Here is a 17,065-nt window from a genome sequence, read left to right on the forward strand (position 1 = left end):
TCACCTCAGGGTGGGGATATGTAAATTACATTATCTCCTCTCACGATCACAACGTTATGCACGCCTTTGGATTCTCCATTTATTATTTCTTCCACATTTTTCAGCACGAGATTGAGATGCTGGTCGTAGCCGTCCAGCACTCCACGATACTCCTTATTGCCCTTCATCGCAACTAACACGGGCTTGTTTAGGCTTTCGTGGAGAACATGCAGGGGTTTCAGTTGTTCTGTCATCTTTACCACTACGCCCTTTATTTAATTCCCATATTTAAATTTTGGCTTGGCTGCAACGCCAAATTTATATATCCCCTCATTATTTCCGTTTTTGGGCAGGCGTAGTGTAGTCTGGCAGCACAAGGGCCTTCCAAGCCCTTAGCCCGGGTTCAAATCCCGGCGCCTGCACTGAGCCCCTTTCTTAGAAAGAAAGGTGCTTTACCCCCAAAGAAGTTATATTTCTCTCCAAGCCCTTAGCTCGGGTTCACGAGCAACGAGCATGGTGAGTTGCGAGCAAGCCCCGAACGGGGCGCCGAATCCCGGCGCCTGCACTGGAGGAGACACCTCCGGTTTAACCTCCTTATGGAGGTAAACTCGCCACATGCCACATTGTGGCTCGTTTCTCCCTCCACCCTCTTCCCTTAAGGGTTTTTTGTCAAACGAATAGAAGAAAGAAAGGTGCTTTGTGACCAAAGAAATTCTGTTTCTTCCTTTGATTTCATTGAGCCGCTTTCTTGGAAAGAAAGCGGCTTTACCCGGAAAGAAACTAAATTTTTCTTCTTTCTGGATCTCAAGATTTTGGTGCGGGCTTTAAAAAAGCGGTGAGCAATATTCGATCATATGTCAAACAGAACCTTGGCGCATCCCTTCTCCGGGTCAACTCTCAATTCGTGATAGGTGACGGCCTTTATCTCCGTCTTTATCCCATGTTTCTTCCTCCTGTACGGCTCGCCCCAGCAGGTAGCGTCCAGGTGATATCCGTCCTCAAGTTTTTTTATTTTCACCTCGAATTTTCCCATGACGAAGAGTTCGGTGGAGAACACGTAAAGCAGTTCGGAGAGCCAGTCAACCATGAGATCCTCCAGGGTTGGTGATGATACGGATACCCGGTATTTCCCCGCATCTTGAATTTTTTCAGCGTTTAAAATTATGTCAAACATCGCGTAGGCGGCCTTTTCAAATAGTTCTTCCACGGTTTCTCCATGTACGATTATGCCCACATCAGCGGTGTGGTCAAAGATCTCGTAGTCATATTCCACATCGGGAAAAGCGAAATGTAGAATTTAAATTTTTCTTAGGGCTAATATTTATTAGAGAGAACCATTTCCCCAATTAAGGTGTGGAAAAATGGACAGCGAGGAGGCACGGAAGAAATACGAGTTTCGGAGGTATCTGGAGGAACTTGAGAAATACGAAGGTAGGGGTACCGAGTTGATATCCGTTTACGTACCTCCAAAGCGTCCCATTTCGGATGTTATAGCATACCTGCGTGATGAGTATGGAACATCGGCAAATATAAAGAGCAAAACCACGCGAAAGAATGTTATGAGCGCAATTGAGAGTATAATGTCTCGCCTGAAGTACTTCAAGATGCCCCCTCCAAACGGCCTGGTGGTTTTTGTTGGACATGTGATAAAGAGAGGGGATCAGACCGAGATGGTTTCATACGTTCTTGAACCTCCTGAGCCGGTGCAGTCCTTTATTTACAAATGCGATTCCAAGTTCTATCTTGATCCCTTGAAGGCAATGCTGGGAGATAAGGATATATACGGGCTTCTGGTCATAGATAGGAAGGAAGCCACCATTGGATTTCTTAAGGGTACGAGAATTGAGGTTGTGAAACATCTGGATAGTATGGTTCCCAGCAAACATCACCAGGGTGGGCAATCATCGCGAAGGTTTGAGAGACTCATAGAACTGGCCGTGCACGAATTTTTCAAGAAGGTGGGAGACAAGGCCAACGAGGTATTCCTTGCCGAAGAAAGGCTCAAGGGCATACTTGTGGGTGGTCCTGGAGGCACCAAGGACAGTTTTCTCAAGGGTGATTACCTGCATCATGAACTCAAAAAGAAGATAATTGAGGTTTTTGATGTTGGTTATACAGATGAGTACGGACTGCACGAACTTGTGGAAAAGGCATCAACCACGCTGAAAAATCTTGAGGTTTTCCGTGAAAGGCAACTGCTCCAGAGATTTTTCAGGGAGATCAGAAAGCCCGATGGTGGACTGGCTCTTTATGGAGAGAGGGAAGTGCGTGAGGCTCTTGAGCGTGGTGCGGTGGATGTGCTCCTCATTTCCGACAGTTTGAGGAGATACAGGGTTACCTGGAAATGCCCCCAGTGTGGGTATGAGGTGAGGGAAACTGTGAAGGGTGAGATTCCTGAAAAAACGTGTCCCAATTGCGGTGCAGCAATGGACATAGTGGAAAAGAGAGATCTGATAGAGGAGTACTACGATATAGCAGAGCAGTTCAACACACAGGTGGAACTCATCTCCGATGAAAGTGAAGAGGGAAAAATATTTTCAAAGGCTTTCGGTGGTATAGCCGCAATACTGCGCTATCGCTGATTATTTTTTGAGTGTCAGCACAACCACATCTCGCACAGAGCGCATTGTTTGGAACGGCATTATCAACCTGCCCTGTGCATCCTTTTTGAATCCCCTTGCATCAAAATCTTCGGCGGGAATTATCAGCATGTGCATTATTTTGCCCGTCTCCGTATCTATCACGAAATTGTCAATGGTTCCGAGAATCATTCCGTCATCCGTCATGGCAGTTTTTCCTCTCAATTCCGTTACGAACTTCCTCATATTACCACCTCACGAGTAGTAGCCCAAATCCTCCTTTTTGGTTTTAACACCCTTACTCAACTCTAACCCAATGTTTTCGTAGTATTTTATTGTTTCTTTGTCTAGGGAGGGGTGCACTATTTTCAGTGCCTCTTCAAAGTGTTTCATCCTCACATTTTCACTCTCTTCCCTTATGGCAGCCATCCCCGCCTCCCTGCACAGGTTTTCCAGATCCGCTCCTGTGTAGAATTCTGTCTCTCTTGCGATTTTCTCCAGCGATACGTCTTCTGCAAGGGGCATGTTGCGGGTATGGACCTTTAAAATCTCAAGCCTTGCCCTCTCATCTGGAGGAGGTATGTAAACTATCCTGTCTATTCTTCCAGGTCTCAAGAGGGCAGGGTCCACAATATCCGGGCGATTGGTAGCCGCAATCACAACCACCCCCTCCATCTTCGTGAGTCCATCCATGGAGGTTAGAAGTTGATTCACGATTCTCTCAGTAACACCGGAACCTGAGTAATAACCGCGGCGTGGAGCAATGGAATCTATCTCATCGAGGAAAACTATGCAGGGAGAGGACTGTTTTGCCTTTTTGAAGATCTCCCTTATGGCCTTCTCACTCTCTCCAACCCACTTGCTCATGACCTCGGGTCCCTTAATGCTTATGAAATTTGCATCACTCTCAGTTGCGACTGCCTTGGCGAGAAGGGTTTTCCCCGTGCCAGGTGGGCCGTATAAAAGCACACCCTTGGAAGGTCTTATTCCCATCTCCTTGAATTTTTGTGGTTCTTTCAGGGGTAATTCAACGGCCTCCTTCAGTACCCTCTTTGCCTCATCCAGATCTCCTATCTCATCCCAGTGGACGGAGGGTATTTCGATCATCACCTCACGTAGAACGCTGGGTTCTATCTCCTTAAGCGCCTCTTTGAAGTCCTCTCTTTTGACCTTCATGTTTTCGAGAATCTCGGTGGGTACGGGCTTATCCAGATCTATCTGGGGAAGGTATCTGCGGAGGGCTTTCATGGCTGCCTCCCTTGCAAGGGCTGCCAGGTCTGCACCCACAAATCCATGGGTGAGTTCTGCAAGTTCTTCAAGCAGTTTATCCCTATCCTCCGGAGTGCCCTCAATTGGCATACCCCTGGTGTGAATTTGAAGGATCTCCTTTCTTCCCTTCTTATCGGGTATGCCTATTTCAATTTCCCTGTCAAACCTTCCAGGCCTGCGCAGAGCTGGATCTATGGCATCAATCCTGTTGGTCGCTCCAATAACAATTATGTGACCCCTCCTGCTCAAACCGTCCATGAGCGTCAGAAGCTGGGCAACCACCCTCCTTTCGACCTCCCCTGTAACTTCCTCCCTCTTTGGAGCGATGCTGTCAATCTCGTCAATGAATATTATGCTTGGCGCATTTTTCTGGGCCTTTTGGAATATTTCCCTCAACCTTTGCTCGCTCTGCCCGTAGAACTTGCTCATTATCTCCGGCCCGTTTATGGCGTAAAAATTCGCATTGCTCTCATTGGCCACTGCCTTTGCTATGAGAGTTTTCCCCGTTCCAGGTGGGCCGTATAGAAGCACACCCTTTGGAGGTTCAATGCCCAATCTTTCAAACAGTTCGGGATGCTTCAGAGGTAACTCGATCATCTCCCTGACCTTTTGAAGTTCGTTCTCCAGTCCTCCTATGTCCTCGTAGGTAACGTGCTCAAGCTCTTCCTCCATCTCTGTTGGTGGTTCCTCCCTAACCTCTATGACTGTCTGTGCTCCCACCTGAACAACCTTCTTTCCGGGCAGGGTTTTTACAACCTGAAAAAGTATGCCTGTACGCCCCATAAGGGTTATGTTTGGTACAACTATCTCATCTCCCTCAACCAGAGGTCTTTTGAGCAGGACCCTTCTTATGAACTCACCTATACCCTCACCGAATCTGAGTCTCTGATTCTTCCCGATAAGTGGAGCAATCACAATTCTTTCTGCCTCAACGGGTTCGGCCCTTCTAACGCGAACCTTATCACCAACGGTGACCTTGGCATTGCGTCTTATGTGGCCATCTATTCTTATTATTCCTCGACCCTCATCCTCCTGCTTGGCCCTGAAAACTCTGGCGGCTGTGACACGTTTTCCTTCAATCTCTATTACATCGCCCACCTCCAGACCAAGCATGAGGCGTGATGAGGTATCCAACCTTGCTCTACCCAGACCTACATCCATCTGGGGAGCCTCTGCAACTCTGAGTATGAGTTCCTTTTCCATGGGGCACGCTAACTCCGAAGAGTTAATAAACTTTTTCAATCGTTGTTCTTGGGCATGTACCTGTACAGGATATTTGCAAACACTGGCAGGTTCCTGGACTGTATGAATACCCTACCTGGCCCTTCAAACTCGGTGAGCAGGTATTCGCCACCGAAAAGGAAGGATTTTAGCTTTCCAAATTTGCGCAGTCTGAATTGCATTCCGGCATCAAAGGCGGCCAGATGAATGTTGTCTATCAGCAGATGCTCTCCTGGTTTCAACTCAATCACATCCACACCGCCAAAGGTCGCAAGCCATACCTTTCCAGTACCTTCAAGTTTAAACCAGAACATTCCACCGGGCGTGAATATGCCCCTGAATCCTGTGAATTTCACCCCAAACTGCAATCCTGTGCTGGCAAGATAGTTTGTGTCTGAAACGTACAGAGGTTTTGACACATCAATTTCCATGATATCTCCTGGCAATCCAGGTGCAAATACAACATAACCCCCGCTGCTCTCAGCGTAGTATGTGTTCATAAAAAGCGTCTGCCTGGTCAGTATCTTCCGTGCGAGCCCCTTCAAAAATCCTCCACCGGTTGTTGTTCTCACCCCTATGTTTGAGGACATGTACACCATGGCTCCGGCCTCGGCAGTCACGCTCTCTCCAGGAGAGAGATGAACCTTCAGTTCTGCAAAAGCAGGTTTATGCAAAATCTCGCTCTTCATTTTTATCCCTGTAACCCATGGAAATTGGCCTATTAATCTTTTTCCAACGTTAATTTTATTTTAACCCTGAGCATGGCTTTCACCATGCTCGCTCTTATTTCGGACATCCATGGCAATCTTCCTGCCTTCAAGGTTGTGCTTGAAGAGATTGAGGATGCCGATTTGATTCTCTGTGCGGGAGATCTTGTTGGGTACAATCCATGGCCCAACGAGGTGATCTGGGAGATAAGGAAAAGAAATATCCAATGTATCCGTGGAAATCATGATCGTGCTGTCATATACGATGATTACTCTCATTTCAATGCGTATGCAGCCACTGCTGCTGCATGGACCCGAAGAGAGCTCACAAGAGCGAACCTTGAGTATCTTTACTCCCTTAAGGACAGTATGCTCGTTGAATATGCAGGCAGGAGAATCTCGGTGCATCACGGGGCTCCCTTTAATGAGGATTACTACGTGTACCCAGAGGATGCCGATGAGGGCTTGCTTCGGTACGAGAATCCTGATATGCTTGTGCTGGGACACACCCATGTTCCCTTCGTTAAGAAATTTGAAAAAGGGGTTATAATAAATCCGGGAAGTGTGGGACAGCCCAGGGACGGAGATCCCCAGGCATCCTTTGCCATTGTGGATATTGATAAGGGAATCTATGAGATAAGGCGGGTGGAGTATCCAATAGACGAGGTTTACAACGCCATAATTGAAAATGATCTGCCACCAATTTTGGGAGAGAGGCTTTACATGGGTTACTGATTTTTCTTTTTCATCTTCTCTCTGACTTTCCTTTCAAGGTACCTGTACTTGCCCTTGAGTTGGTATGCGTATTCTTCCTTCTTCCCGATTTTACCTTCTTCGTGTAAATAGGTGTAAAATGCTGCCATTCCCACAAGAATTGTTACTCCCACGAGCACGTAGAATATCCAGAGTAAACTGCTCTTGACGCTGAAGGAAGAATCGGGAATTATGCCATCCACCGGCTGACCGAGCACATATGAGAGGTATTTCAGGTTGATGGTGTGATTCTCCGTTGCCCTGTTCCATTCCTCCTTGGAGAAATACCCGGGAGACCACATTTTGTATGTGGTACCATTGTATTTGAAGAATAGGGAAAATCTCACGAAGTACACGCCATCGGGAGTGTCTGATAGGGTTTTAATATGAAATGCCACAGGTACGATTTCCCTAGGGTTTATATCTCCAAGATTCATTGTGTAATTGACATTGTCGGATTCCTCGATCACTGGAGGATCTCTTATTTTCCATATGCTCTTTGCCTCCTGCTCCGTGGCCCACATGTAGATTGTTATGTGCAGCACACAGTTTTTCATGGGAGCAACGTACCTGTTCTTTATGGTGAAATTGAATTTTCCGCTATGGCCGGGCTCGATCACGGGAGTTGTGAAATTATCAAAATTTGGTACGTGGGCGGGGGAACTAACGTAGGTGAGCATAAGAGCTAGGAGTATAACTGTGAATTTCATTCAAATCCCTATATTTTGCATAATTTTAAACTTTACCATGGAACGGACTTCTTTCCCATTTTGTATGCCGCAATGTTCACGCCTCTATGTATCAGCGGAGTCAGAACGAGTATTGTGAGCAATGCAGGAATGTTGCCAAATGCGAACATGAAGAACGAGGGGTAAAAAATCCAAACAAGAAGCCAAGCCACAAATACGAAGGTGAGTTGATCGAGGAGAAACGCCCTGCCCCCGCTTTCTATTCCCAATCTTCTCTTTATGAACGATCCCGTTGCATCTCCAAGCATGGCTCCAAATGCCAGGCAGAGAATTATGCCAATGGCTCTAAGTATGCTCTCAGAGAACGGAGGAAAATAGGGCTGGGGGAGAAATCGGGCGAGAAAATTTAGGATCATTCCAAGAAAAAATCCTGTGAGCGAGCCACCGAAAAATCCTCGCCATGTTTTACCCTTTCCCAATATTCTCCTCCCATCTATGAAATTTTTTCCAAGGTCCATGGGGGTTTTCCCCTTGAATAGCACGGCTGCCGAATTTGGTACGTAGGCGGGGAGCATGAGCCATAGGGCTGCGATGATCTCTGCAATTACGTTCATCGGTATGGCAATGCGAATGCTCAAAATAAATTTTTGGTAAAAATTAAATAAGGCGTGCTTATTAGGGGATTGGGCGCGTGGCCTAGCATGGATAGGGCGCTGGCCTTCTAAGTCAGTGGTCGCGGGTTCGAATCCCGCCGCGCCCGTTTTTGTGGGCAAAATTTATATTTGAGTTCAATTTACCGAGGGTTGGTGTCACAATGAAGCGAAGTTCAAGAAGTTGGAAAAAACGGGGAAAGATGCGCTGGAAGTGGAGAAAGAAGAGAATGCGCCGTCTTATGAGGCAGAGACGGGCAAACAAGAGTTGATACTCTTTTCATTTCTTGCTTTTCAAATTTGACCTTCTTTAATGGTAAATTTTATATCTTTGCTGAAATTACCCGTAATTGCGGGGGCATGGGGTAGTCAGGCATCCTGGTGGGCTCCAGTTAGATGATGACAAGCGGGTCAGCTGAAAGATGATGAGTAACTGGAGCGCTGACCCACAGGAGAGACCCGCGGACCTGGGTTCGAATCCCAGTGCCCCCACTTGTACTCACAAAACCCGTTAAATACGGAAAATCACGCTGTTGGTTTTTCCCGCCTGGAGGGGCAGAGGTCGCCCAGCTCCCCGGCCCCTCTGGGCCCACAAGGCTTCTTCCACTATGTCGTACCTGAGTCCCAGGTACCTTATGGTCGTCTCTATCTTCTCGTGTCTCAAAAGATGCTGGATGGCCACCAGGGGCCAGCCCTGCTCCCAGTAAAACCTTGCTCCCGTGCGGCGGAGATCGTGATAGGAGAACCTCACCCCTGAGAGCCTGGAGATCCTCGTGAGCCTGTTGTCCATCGTGGTGTAGTGCTCCTTGCCTATGCCCATGTCCTCCCTGTACCAGATCAGCAGGGATTCCCTGGCCTCTTCCTCTATTCTCAGGCCCCTCTCCTCCGCCTTCCTGAACTGCTCCTCTCTCCAGTTCAGGTACCTCTCCAGGTAGTACTCCGTGTCCGGATGGAAGGGTATGTAGGCCTCCTTTCCTCCATCCCTGCCCTTGCCGAGCACCCTTATCTTTCCGTGGCCGTTTCCCGCTCTCCAGAAATCGGATATCTTCAGCCGGAACATCTCCACCTTGCGGAGACACAGGTCCAGGCCCAGGTGTATGCGTATCTCGTACTCCGGTCCAAGTTGCTCCGCTGCGGCCCAGATCCTCTCCACCTCTCCGTCGCTCAGCCAGCGCACGTTCGTTCTCTCCCTGGCCTTCAGGGATATGTGCATTCTCTTGAGCACGCTGTTCCCGTAGAAGTTCAGTATTAGGGCCAGGTGGCTCATCTTCCACTTTATGTAGTTCGGATGCAGTCCCGCGCCTCTCCACTGCTTCAGGAGAAAGCGAATCTCCCTCTCGCCAATACGCTTCGGATCTGCCTCCAGTCCGGCATCCGCCAGCATTCTCAGGGTCCTCCCGATCTCCCGCCTGTACTTGCGTATTGTGTAATCGCTCACCTCCACCGACTTGGTGTCCAGGAACTCCTCCAGCCTCCGGGCCCACGGCGGGTCCCTGGCCCGAGGCATCGCATGAGCATGCACCCCATCCCTTATATACATTCACTTTCACACCTCCAGAATTCCTCCTCCGACATCAAATTACCACTTTACAAAAGTGTATAGTGAAGGATGTATTTAAATTTTTCATTCTACACATCTGTAATCTGCAGGGAAAATATTTAAATACTGCCCCTTACATATGGGTAATGTGAAGGGGGAGACCATCGTGAACAGGAACGCGTCTGCGGTGCTCGTGAAGCTCCTGGAGGGAAGGATGAAGATCTCAAAACTCCAGGATGTGGTGAGGAATTACTCCACCCTGAAACTCACGCTGATTGATCTGGAGCGCCAGGGCTACGTGAAGATGGAGGAGAAGATTGAGGGAAGGAAGGTCATATACGTGGAACTCACCCCCAAGGGAAGGGCCGTGGCCGAGAAGCTCCAGGAGGCGAGCAGCGTTGCCAGGTTATCCTCCAGGGATCTTGAGAAGTTCAAGAACATGCGTGCACTCCTGCACCTCAATGTTTACGAGGATCACGTTTCCATAATGGACATCCACATGGGGGAGGAGAGAATTGCCAACATCTATCCCAGGAGAAAGGGCCACGAGGTCTATTTCTGGTGCGACCTGCACGATGACACGGACTGCTACCACATCCATTACATGTTTGCCGATCCGAAACTCTCGGACTTCATCCGCTCCTGGATAGAGGAGAACGGCTATCGGTTGGCCAGGAAGTACCAGAAGTACGTGGACAGGTACTGGTAGAGTTTGGTTTACCTCTTATGTTTTTTTCTCGTTCTTCTATTGGGACTTTCTATGGATATTTCCGTTCATGCCCATGTATGTGGTCTGGACGATTTGTCTCCAGAAAGAGAGCATATATCAGAGATCCGGTAGAGCCAGGGATATATACGATATCTGGTACTTATACGGGCATGTTAATATGGGCACGGTGCTATCCCCGATAAGACCCAAGTTTGAGGCAAAAAACCTGCAATTTGAAATTGGAAGGATGGCAGACTGCGTCACATATACCGTAATAACTGGAATCATCTGTCGGATCTTATTGGCAGTCTGCCCGATTTTGATGATGTATGGGCCACTGTTATGGAGATCTCCACACAGGTTGAGAGGGTAATGGAGCAATTCCTGTAGATTTCATCTGGATATACCTATGTGGTAGGTACAATAAATTCTGAGGTTGTGAGATACGCTATCGCCTCGCTTAACTAATATTATACTCGTTAAGAAATAGGTAAAGATTTGGAGATAATCATATACACACTATGCTGCAGCATATATAATCTCAATCTGAGAAAGCATCTCATTAGCGATAGCATCGATCTGTTTATATGATATTTTAGAGTCAATCATTTTCATTAACGATTTTTTCACTATCATTTTTATCTTTGCTCGTATGTTCTCTTTTTTATTCCAATCTGCCACCCTTATATATGGCCCAAGTTCTGTAAGTATATTTTTAACTATATCTCTTATTTTATCTGAAGGTTCCATTGAGCCTATCTTCGAATAGAGAAGGTCGTAAAATGCCATTTCCTCTTCGGATAAATCAAGAGTTTTTCCTTCTTCGGCGGTTTTTCTCAATTCTTTCGCTATCTCTATAAGCTCTTCTATGACATCAGAGGTATCAATCAACCTCACATTGTATTTTTCAATAATTTCAAGAAGCATCTCGTATAGTGATTTATATCTTATAGGATTTTTCTTAAGCCTAACTTTGATCTGATCATTCATTATTTTCATCAGCACTTCAGCCGCAAAATTTCTGTATTCCATTTTCTCAAATTGAGCAAGAAAAGAATCATCCAGCATTGATATGTCCGGCTTATCCTTCTTCAGTATGGAGAATACATCCACAGGTTCCTCCGCTGATATGCTTTTTGATATTAGCATATTTATCTCGTATTCAAGGTCTCTGGAGATTTCGCTCTGCCTTCTTATTGAATATTTAACTATCATCTTTTTGATCATTTCAAAAAACATGATATCATTTTTTATCTTGATGGTCTCAGGGTGCGGGCTGGCAAGGGCATACAATTTTTTCAGAGCAAGATAGTTTTTCACAAATCTTCTTTTCGCATCGTCGCTATTCAATCTTGTATACGCTTTTGTGGTCAGTTCTGCCAGCCCCTCCGGAGGCAAACTCTGCCAGTTTGAATAATTCAACCCGTGAAACATTGAAGCAACTATATCGTATTTTTCTTTCATTAGCGTGATAATCTTGTTTATGTCGCTCAAAATATAATCCACAGTGTCCATAGTATAGACACGGAGCGATTTCCTCAGATTATCTGCGATCCCTATATAATCCACGATCAGACCGCCGGGCTTGTCCTTGAATACTCTATTAACCCTTGCTATTGCCTGAACTAGAGAATAACCCTTCATGGGCTTGTCAAAATACATTGTGTGAAGGCAAGGGATATCAAAACCTGTAAGAAGCATATCAACAACTATTACCATTTTCGGATCTTTTTCTGGATTCTTGAAATCGTTGAGTAGAATATCCAGTTCTTTTTTATTTCTTATATGAGGCCAAAATTCCTCAGGATCTTTTTGTTTATTTCCTGACATGACAACCGCAAGCGGTGGTGCATCTGGGTGTTTTATCATCTCCTCGTAAAGCTTCACAGCCACTTTACGCGATATTGTGACAACCATTGCCTTTCCGTCGATATCTTTAACCCTTTTGTTAAAATGTTCTACAATATCTTTTGCAATGTTTTTAATCCTCTCAGGAGCCATAATAAGATTTTCAAGCCTTGCAAATTTTCTTTTCAATCTTTCTCTCTCTTCCTCGTCCATAAACTCTGAGATTTCTTCAAACTCCTCATCTATAAACTCGTTCGTGAGATGCAGGTTTGAGAGCCTTGCCTCGTAGTATATCGGCACAACAACTTTATGTCTTCTTGCCTTGTCTATAGAGTAGATGCTTATGGGTTCGCCGAACACGAGGTATGTGTCTTTGTCCCTCAGTTCTATTGGTGTTGCAGTAAAACCCATGAATGATGCGTTTGGTATGGCCTTTCTTAAATTCTGGGCAAGTTCTCTGTACTGGCTTCTATGCGCTTCGTCTGCAATGACAATTATATTTCTCCTATCAGTGAGGAAAGGATACGCTTCCTGTTTTTTCTTTCCGAATTTCTGTATGGTGGCAAATACAATGCCGCCTGCAAAGGTCTTTATGCTCTCCTGGAGATCTTTAATCGTACTTGCTTTCTTGGCAACATTGAGCTGGGAGAAAAGCCCGTAGAGTTGCTCATCAAGGTTTTTCCTGTCTGTTATGAAAAGAAGTAGTGGATTTTCAAGTGATTTTTCTTTTAATGCCTTTCTCGCATAAAGAAGCATTGTGAAGGATTTTCCAGAGCCCTGGGTGTGCCACACCACGCCTATTCTCCTTTCCTCCGGTGCTCTGCCTTCTAATACACATTTTTTGGTTCTCTCAATGGCTTTTTTAACCGTGTAAAACTGATGGTACATGGCAATCATTTTGTTGTATGTCTCTCCGGACTTCAGAAAGAAGATGAAATCCTCTAAATACTCCGTGAAATGCTCCTTTCTGAAAAGTCCGTTCAGGAGAAGTTCAAGGGAGGTGATTTCCTTTCCGTTGTAAACATATTTAAAGTGGTCATCATCTATCTGCTCAATCTCCACATCGTTATCATCAAAAATACCTTCCCAGACAAAGAACCGCTCCCAGTCGCTCGTTGTGGAGCCGTATTTTGTCTCAAGGCCATCGCTTGCAACCAAAACCTGAGAATAAATATAGAGTTGCGGAATGTCCTTTATCTTTGTCTTGTGGTCATTATAGGCATCCTTTGCCGTCTCGTTGGCATTGAAACTTTTTAGTTCAAACACTGCGAGAGGAATACCGTTTATGAAAACCACAATATCTGGCCTTCTGTGCATGCCTCTTTCAAACTGATATTCAACCGTGAATTGATTCGCAACTAAAAACTCGTTGTTTTCTATATTCTCAAAATCAATGAGTTTAACCAGCCTTGCCCTATCTTCTTTTTCTTTTATTACCTTAACCCCCTGCGTGAGATAATCGTAAAAAATTTTGCTCTGAATTATGAAATCAGGATGGCCCAAGTCGGTAATTTTTTTATAAACCTCTTCTGCGATCTTATCATCAATCCATGGATTGATTCTTTTAATACTTTTAACAAATCTCTTTTTCAGGATAACATCCCTGTAGGATTCTCTTTCCCCGTTCTCAGGGCAAAGCTCAGAGCCGTGAATGTACTCATAACCCAACTTTTTAAGCCAGTTTATGGCCGCCTGCTCAACCATGTAATCTTCGTTGAGTTTCGCCTTCATATCTCTACCACCCTTAATTTTCCAAACACAAGTTGCGGAAGCAGGGCATCTCTAACCTTTCGCAAAACCATAATCTCTTTTTCATTGATTATAATTTTCTTAAACAGCGGCTCCACCATCTTGTGGAATTTCTGGAGGATTGGGGAAGGGGGGAGTAAAATAAACTTGTTTTGTTTGAAGTTGTTAATATCCAACCCTAATACATTGGTTCCTGTAGAGAATGTGGTATTCTCGTTTTGAGTGTCCTTTAAAAACAAATACACATACCATTTCATATATTCCCTTTTAAGCGCTATTTTTGTTATATGATGAGAATACACCCCAATTTTCTCTTTGTAGTCATTTGGAAATATTACAATAGCCGGACTTCCTATTACTTCGGCATTTTGAGTCATATCAGTATTTGCCATAATTAGGTCTTCTTCTTGTAAATAATGTCTCTTCTTAATCCTATCGCTAATAATCCATGTATATTCAGTCTTAAAGCCGCCTTTTCTTAATATATTGTCTAAAGTTATGAAAACAAAAGACTTAAGTTTTGGTTTTTCATAGAATTTCTCTGTACCCTTATAAGACAAACCTTTAGTGAAATCCGCCACCTCACCAATCGGCCGCACCTCCCACCCCTTCGGCACCTCCCGGCCCAGCTCCTCGCTGTAAACGAACTCGCCATCTTTAAACGGCTCAAAGTCCACGAACCAAGATTTAAAAAGAGCCATTGCCGTTTTCTCCAAAATCTCGTTCTGCTTTTTCTTGTTCTCTATCAAATCGTCAAACCAAGATAAAACGGTGGCAATGCGGGATTGCTCAGGGGGCGGGGGAACCCAAATATCTATTTCCTCAAATTTAGACTTGCTTATGATATCTTTTGCAGCACCACCCCCTCCATATTCTTCTTTTATTCTAAACTGGTTTAATCTCATAAGATAAAATACAAAAATCGGATTATAATCTTTTTTTACAATGATATTATTAATCTGCTGGTTTGTAAAAGAGTCTTCTTTTGATAAACACAATTTACCAATAGTTGAACCTATACACACAAAACAGATCGTGTTTTTAGGGATCATCATTTGAGGATATTTTTGGGCCCACAAATTGGATAAATATCTTTCCACAGAATAATCATACCTAACATCATAATCAGGAATATCTGATGGTGTTATAAATGGATAATCATTGCCCCAATACTCCTTCCTTTTCGTAGGGGGAGTTTTTCCTGTGACTATTTTACCCAAATCCCTAACCTTCTTCACCTCCCACTCCCTCGGTATCTCGCCGATTTCGGTTTTCTGGAACTGGGTCTCACGGCGGAATTTGATCATCTGTGCTCACACTCCCTTTTATCCAGATTTTCAATTAGCCAATCATTCAAAGATTTTAAAATTTGATATCCCACTTTAACGAGGGCTGCATCACGAGAATAGACTTTTTCAGAAGTGTTATATTCTTTATCTCCATGAAAAAGATTACACCGTATCCAGTATATGGCTTTAACAACATTTTCCGCTTTTTCTAAATCCTCTTTTTTGATTTCTTTCTCTCCACTATTTCTTTTAACATTTCTAACATTTTTAAGTGGCATTAACTCTTTCAAGTCATCTAAATTTTCTTTTTTGAACAGATCTTTTGGAATATCAGATCCTACTCTATTCACAACTAAAGTGTTATCACCAACTATATACCCATACTTTTTCCTTGCTAGAGCATTAAAGGCAATATATTCAACAATAAACTTTATAAAATCATCATCTATGTTTTTTGCTAATTTTCTCCAGCCTTTAACTCTTTCCAAAACCTTATCCATTCCCACCACCTAAAATCTCCTTCATAAACTGAGGCACATTTATTGATTCAATACCAAATTCCCGCGCAATAGTGGGAATCTTATTTGGCTTTACCTGATTCTCACTTGTCACGATGACTGGATGTTCTTTTCCCACGTCTTTTATTATCTCTGTTGAGACCGCAAGTGATATCACCCATGGGTCCGCCCAGTACTCTTCTTCACTGTGCTTTTCCCATTCTTTTTTATCGTATTTATCTCTCACTTTGTTAAATACTTCTATCATTTGATAATCCACATCCACAAACATCTTCGCATTCTCTTTGCACCATTCTTTTAGCTCATCATCGCCCCGTTCAATTTCATATAGCACTTCCTGAGGAGCTATAATCTCACCATCATTGACCATCCTCTCTATTTTCTCCCACAGTTCTGGGAAGGCCTCGCGAGGATACCATCTCTTCATGTCTATAAGTGCACTGGTATCAATGACGAATATTCTTTCTATTCCTATCAGCGGCTGTACCACATGCTCACCCTATTAACTTTTCAGCATACTTGAGCTTCACGCCAAGTATTCGCATGGCCTCGTAGAAAGACAGATCCCCCCTTTTATGGGCTTTTGAGACCTCCTCAATTGCCAGATGACCAGCTCTGTTTCTGAATGTGCTTTCCCAGTTTTTAACACCTCCACTTTTCTTATATTCTGGCACATTCCTTTTGAATGCCTCGTATTCCTCTCTGGAGATAAGCCCCAGATTGAGCAAACGGATCATCATAGCATGGATACTCACTCCAAAAATCCGCTGCAGTTTTCTGAGCGACTCGTAATCTTTTCCGTACCTGCTTATCATCTCTCTAAACTCATCCTCGGGCATGAGAAACTCCGCGGCAAATCGGTTACAGTATCTTTCCACATCTTTTTCCTCTTCCATAGTTATGGAGCATATCCCCATCTCATCTCTTAGCAGATGTCCTAATTCGTGGAACAGTGAGAAAAGTTTAACGGTGGCTTCATCACTCTCATTTAGCACGATCACAGAGAGTTTGTCTTTTATAACAAATCCCCTCACATCATCCGCCTTTAATGGGTACTCTATCACGATAACATTGAGCTTTTCTTCTACAATTTTTTTGTAATAATCAAGTATCTTAGTTGGTGCAACTCTTCGAGGAGCTTCTGAATTCAGATATTTTCTCAATTTATCTGCAAGTTCTTTCGCACTTAGATCTCTTGGAAATTTTGGGAGTGTTGTCTTTCTACCGCTTATTCCGTATATCATATCAGATAGATATTTTGCCCTACGAATTGCAAGATTCACAGAAGGCGGTACTTTCTTTTCTCTATTGACCCTGTAATCAGGAAGAGACGGAAGATGCGGTACTTCCTCGCTGAAAAAGGCAGCCAGGGGAACCTTGTAAATATCCGCCAGTTTTTTGATTTGGTTTAGTGTGAAATCATCCTCTTCTCTTTCCACTTTTTTTATTTTTTCCTCAGATACCTTGAGTTTCTTTGCCACATCTTTAATAGAGTAGCCACTATTCTCTCGTAAAGTTTTGAGAACTTGTGGATTTACATGGATCTTTTTAGTTTTTTTTCTCAT

The 17,065-nt window shown here is 44.3% G+C and carries 17 protein-coding genes and 3 tRNA genes; 7 read left to right on the forward strand and 13 right to left on the reverse strand.

Annotation, left to right across the window (positions count from 1 at the left end):
• Positions 1-5: 5 nt before the first annotated feature.
• The gene (locus AC0S1O_RS05390) at positions 6-233 is read right to left on the reverse strand and encodes an LSM domain-containing protein (RefSeq protein WP_015283692.1); all 228 of its coding nucleotides are present in this window, start codon (positions 231-233) and stop codon (positions 6-8) included.
• Positions 234-328: 95 nt separating this feature from the next.
• Between AC0S1O_RS05390 and AC0S1O_RS05395 the strand changes: the two genes are divergently transcribed.
• Positions 329-401, forward strand: a tRNA-Gly gene (locus AC0S1O_RS05395).
• Between the two features lie 428 nt (positions 402-829).
• Here AC0S1O_RS05395 and AC0S1O_RS05400 read toward each other — a convergent pair.
• Entirely contained in the window at positions 830-1,252 is a 423-nt protein-coding gene (locus tag AC0S1O_RS05400) for an archease (RefSeq protein WP_475393309.1), read from the reverse strand.
• 88 nt (positions 1,253-1,340) lie between these two features.
• Between AC0S1O_RS05400 and prf1 the strand changes: the two genes are divergently transcribed.
• On the forward strand, positions 1,341-2,561 hold the full coding sequence (gene prf1, locus AC0S1O_RS05405) for a peptide chain release factor aRF-1 (RefSeq protein ID WP_475393310.1): 1,221 nt from the start codon (positions 1,341-1,343) through the stop codon (positions 2,559-2,561).
• Here the strand turns inward: prf1 and AC0S1O_RS05410 are convergent, their stop codons facing one another.
• From AC0S1O_RS05410 to AC0S1O_RS05420, 3 genes are read right to left on the reverse strand one after another with little or no spacing between them, the layout of a single operon-like run.
• Positions 2,562-2,804: a PRC-barrel domain-containing protein gene (locus AC0S1O_RS05410; RefSeq protein WP_475393311.1), complete on the reverse strand. Its 243-nt coding sequence runs from the start codon at positions 2,802-2,804 to the stop codon at positions 2,562-2,564.
• 9 nt (positions 2,805-2,813) lie between these two features.
• Complete coding sequence (locus AC0S1O_RS05415) at positions 2,814-5,030, reverse strand: CDC48 family AAA ATPase (RefSeq protein ID WP_475393312.1); 2,217 nt, start codon at positions 5,028-5,030, stop codon at positions 2,814-2,816.
• 35 nt (positions 5,031-5,065) lie between these two features.
• On the reverse strand, positions 5,066-5,737 hold the full coding sequence (locus AC0S1O_RS05420) for a TIGR00266 family protein (RefSeq protein WP_475393313.1): 672 nt from the start codon (positions 5,735-5,737) through the stop codon (positions 5,066-5,068).
• A gap of 84 nt (positions 5,738-5,821) precedes the next feature.
• On the opposite strand from AC0S1O_RS05420, the gene AC0S1O_RS05425 reads away from it, so the two are divergent.
• Positions 5,822-6,490 carry a metallophosphoesterase family protein gene (locus AC0S1O_RS05425; RefSeq protein ID WP_475393314.1) on the forward strand — a complete coding sequence of 223 codons (669 nt, stop codon included), beginning with the start codon at positions 5,822-5,824 and terminating at the stop codon, positions 6,488-6,490.
• On the opposite strand, the gene AC0S1O_RS05430 is transcribed toward AC0S1O_RS05425, so the two are convergent.
• Complete coding sequence (locus AC0S1O_RS05430; protein ID WP_475393315.1) at positions 6,484-7,218, reverse strand: hypothetical protein; 735 nt, start codon at positions 7,216-7,218, stop codon at positions 6,484-6,486. The two genes, AC0S1O_RS05425 and AC0S1O_RS05430, sit on opposite strands and share 7 nt — an antisense overlap.
• A 32-nt stretch (positions 7,219-7,250) precedes the next feature.
• Positions 7,251-7,811: a CDP-2,3-bis-(O-geranylgeranyl)-sn-glycerol synthase gene (locus AC0S1O_RS05435; protein ID WP_475393316.1), complete on the reverse strand. Its 561-nt coding sequence runs from the start codon at positions 7,809-7,811 to the stop codon at positions 7,251-7,253.
• Positions 7,812-7,882: 71 nt separating this feature from the next.
• On the opposite strand from AC0S1O_RS05435, the gene AC0S1O_RS05440 reads away from it, so the two are divergent.
• From AC0S1O_RS05440 to AC0S1O_RS05450, 3 genes are all read left to right on the forward strand, one after another.
• Positions 7,883-7,957, forward strand: a tRNA-Arg gene (locus tag AC0S1O_RS05440).
• Positions 7,958-8,011: 54 nt separating this feature from the next.
• Positions 8,012-8,119: a 50S ribosomal protein L41e gene (locus AC0S1O_RS05445; RefSeq protein ID WP_081440616.1), complete on the forward strand. Its 108-nt coding sequence runs from the start codon at positions 8,012-8,014 to the stop codon at positions 8,117-8,119.
• 82 nt (positions 8,120-8,201) lie between these two features.
• A tRNA-Trp gene (locus AC0S1O_RS05450) sits at positions 8,202-8,339 on the forward strand.
• A gap of 19 nt (positions 8,340-8,358) precedes the next feature.
• Here AC0S1O_RS05450 and AC0S1O_RS05455 read toward each other — a convergent pair.
• Positions 8,359-9,387, reverse strand: a complete 1,029-nt coding sequence (locus AC0S1O_RS05455; protein WP_475393317.1) for a tyrosine-type recombinase/integrase — start codon at positions 9,385-9,387, stop codon at positions 8,359-8,361.
• A gap of 139 nt (positions 9,388-9,526) precedes the next feature.
• Between AC0S1O_RS05455 and AC0S1O_RS05460 the strand changes: the two genes are divergently transcribed.
• Entirely contained in the window at positions 9,527-10,096 is a 570-nt protein-coding gene (locus tag AC0S1O_RS05460; RefSeq protein WP_475393318.1) for a winged helix-turn-helix transcriptional regulator, read from the forward strand.
• A 519-nt stretch (positions 10,097-10,615) separates the two neighbouring features.
• Here the strand turns inward: AC0S1O_RS05460 and AC0S1O_RS05465 are convergent.
• Genes AC0S1O_RS05465 through AC0S1O_RS05485 form a run of 5 tightly spaced genes read right to left on the reverse strand, consistent with a single transcriptional unit; the run spans position 10,616 to position 17,065 of the window.
• The gene (locus AC0S1O_RS05465) at positions 10,616-13,675 is read right to left on the reverse strand and encodes a type I restriction endonuclease subunit R (RefSeq protein WP_475393319.1); all 3,060 of its coding nucleotides are present in this window, start codon (positions 13,673-13,675) and stop codon (positions 10,616-10,618) included.
• Positions 13,672-15,000 carry a restriction endonuclease subunit S gene (locus AC0S1O_RS05470; protein ID WP_475393320.1) on the reverse strand — a complete coding sequence of 443 codons (1,329 nt, stop codon included), beginning with the start codon at positions 14,998-15,000 and terminating at the stop codon, positions 13,672-13,674. Before AC0S1O_RS05470 ends, AC0S1O_RS05465 begins: the two co-directional genes overlap by 4 nt.
• A complete protein-coding gene (locus tag AC0S1O_RS05475; protein ID WP_475393321.1) occupies positions 14,997-15,482 on the reverse strand; it encodes a hypothetical protein in 486 nt (161 codons plus the stop codon). Before AC0S1O_RS05475 ends, AC0S1O_RS05470 begins: the two co-directional genes overlap by 4 nt.
• On the reverse strand, positions 15,475-15,990 hold the full coding sequence (locus tag AC0S1O_RS05480; protein WP_475393322.1) for a DUF4411 family protein: 516 nt from the start codon (positions 15,988-15,990) through the stop codon (positions 15,475-15,477). The genes AC0S1O_RS05475 and AC0S1O_RS05480 overlap by 8 nt, the downstream gene beginning before the upstream one ends.
• Positions 15,991-15,994: 4 nt before the next feature.
• A complete protein-coding gene (locus AC0S1O_RS05485) occupies positions 15,995-17,065 on the reverse strand; it encodes a helix-turn-helix domain-containing protein (protein ID WP_475393323.1) in 1,071 nt (356 codons plus the stop codon).

This window comes from Candidatus Aciduliprofundum sp. HYA1, from assembly GCF_056175085.1.

Bases quoted from the DNA above. Each gene is read 5' to 3' on its own strand.
- AC0S1O_RS05390 (WP_015283692.1), bottom strand. From the start codon at position 233: ATGACAGAACAACTGAAACCCCTGCATGTTCTCCACGAAAGCCTAAAC.
- prf1 (WP_475393310.1), top strand. From the start codon at position 1,341: ATGGACAGCGAGGAGGCACGGAAGAAATACGAGTTTCGGAGGTATCTG.
- AC0S1O_RS05410 (WP_475393311.1), bottom strand. From the start codon at position 2,804: ATGAGGAAGTTCGTAACGGAATTGAGAGGAAAAACTGCCATGACGGAT.
- AC0S1O_RS05415 (WP_475393312.1), bottom strand. From the start codon at position 5,030: ATGGAAAAGGAACTCATACTCAGAGTTGCAGAGGCTCCCCAGATGGAT.
- AC0S1O_RS05420 (WP_475393313.1), bottom strand. From the start codon at position 5,737: ATGAAGAGCGAGATTTTGCATAAACCTGCTTTTGCAGAACTGAAGGTT.
- AC0S1O_RS05425 (WP_475393314.1), top strand. From the start codon at position 5,822: ATGCTCGCTCTTATTTCGGACATCCATGGCAATCTTCCTGCCTTCAAG.
- AC0S1O_RS05430 (WP_475393315.1), bottom strand. From the start codon at position 7,218: ATGAAATTCACAGTTATACTCCTAGCTCTTATGCTCACCTACGTTAGT.
- AC0S1O_RS05435 (WP_475393316.1), bottom strand. From the start codon at position 7,811: ATGAACGTAATTGCAGAGATCATCGCAGCCCTATGGCTCATGCTCCCC.
- AC0S1O_RS05445 (WP_081440616.1), top strand. From the start codon at position 8,012: ATGAAGCGAAGTTCAAGAAGTTGGAAAAAACGGGGAAAGATGCGCTGG.
- AC0S1O_RS05455 (WP_475393317.1), bottom strand. From the start codon at position 9,387: ATGTATATAAGGGATGGGGTGCATGCTCATGCGATGCCTCGGGCCAGG.
- AC0S1O_RS05460 (WP_475393318.1), top strand. From the start codon at position 9,527: ATGGGTAATGTGAAGGGGGAGACCATCGTGAACAGGAACGCGTCTGCG.
- AC0S1O_RS05465 (WP_475393319.1), bottom strand. From the start codon at position 13,675: ATGAAGGCGAAACTCAACGAAGATTACATGGTTGAGCAGGCGGCCATA.
- AC0S1O_RS05470 (WP_475393320.1), bottom strand. From the start codon at position 15,000: ATGATCAAATTCCGCCGTGAGACCCAGTTCCAGAAAACCGAAATCGGC.
- AC0S1O_RS05475 (WP_475393321.1), bottom strand. From the start codon at position 15,482: ATGGATAAGGTTTTGGAAAGAGTTAAAGGCTGGAGAAAATTAGCAAAA.
- AC0S1O_RS05485 (WP_475393323.1), bottom strand. From the start codon at position 17,065: ATGAGAAAAAAAACTAAAAAGATCCATGTAAATCCACAAGTTCTCAAA.